At 31.2% G+C, this 1,065-nt stretch carries 1 protein-coding gene; it reads right to left on the reverse strand.

What is annotated here, in order from left to right:
• Window positions 1-960: hypothetical protein (locus tag AAGV33_RS16320; RefSeq protein WP_373393437.1), on the reverse strand; the 960-nt coding region annotated here is incomplete at its 3' end.
• Window positions 961-1,065: the final 105 nt, after the last annotated feature.

Genomic DNA, 1,065 nt, shown 5'->3' on the forward strand with positions numbered 1-1,065 from the left:
GGTAATAATAGCCGAATAATTGCAAGCTTCGTTAGTGAATAAATCGATTTGTTTATCTCCTCTTTCTGTTTTTGTAACAACAAGGCGGTATGGTTTTAATTGGTCAAGTGTTTTGCCTCTTTTTGCAGTCCTAATAAATGGAGTAAATATAATATCTCCTCTGTAACCTATTTCTGTTCCTAAATTCACTTCTTCCCAATTATCAATATTGGCGATTTCTCTAGCTAAAGCATCACTCATGCAAGCTCTCATGTATAATTTTTCAACATTTTTACTTACAACATCTAATACATTCATCTGATATGAAGCACCATCAGCTCTAAACGAATGTATTTTGATATTTTGTTTGTTAAGTAGAGAAAACATTCTGCTTAAAGTTTCATTTTGCAAAGTTTTAGCATCACTATTACCATTTCTATTCTCGATATAGACAATCTTTTTCCCTATTATCCCAACTCCAGGACAGTAACCACTTCTATTTTTATAACTCCAACGACTATCCGATTTGTTGTTAAAAATCAAGGTGTTATCGTAATCTAAAGTAAGTTTTTCGTTAGCTTCAAATTTTAGTAGCTTCAAAATTTGAAGATTAAGATTGTTCAAAGGCTCATGTAGACTAAATTCATGATTACTAACACCTCTAGGAACCGTAAAATTTTCTTTAGGTAAGGAGAGTTTTTTGAAACGTTCCAATACCCTGTCTGGACTAGGTACTTTTAGAAATGGATTCCCTTTTAAATGTTGATTAAAATTCCCTGACAAATCTTCAATACAATCACCTCCACAGAAATAAATGCTCCAAAAAGAATATAAAATGTCTTTCCATTTATATTTAGATTGATGTGGTAAGCAAGGTAGGTTTTCGTTAAGAAGATTCGATATATTAAGAGTGTCAAACTCTTTTAAAACAAAATTTAAGCCTCCAAATGGACTTATTTCTGAAGAATTTAGTACTTTCATTACGGTATTTGTTGCAACACCAATTTAGGTGAAAATACTATAACCGCAAAGTATTTGAAATCAAATATTTGCGGTTTATTTTAATATAAACATGCGGATTTAAGG

This window comes from Flavobacterium magnesitis (assembly GCF_041729735.1).
Taxonomy (GTDB): domain Bacteria; phylum Bacteroidota; class Bacteroidia; order Flavobacteriales; family Flavobacteriaceae; genus Flavobacterium; species Flavobacterium magnesitis.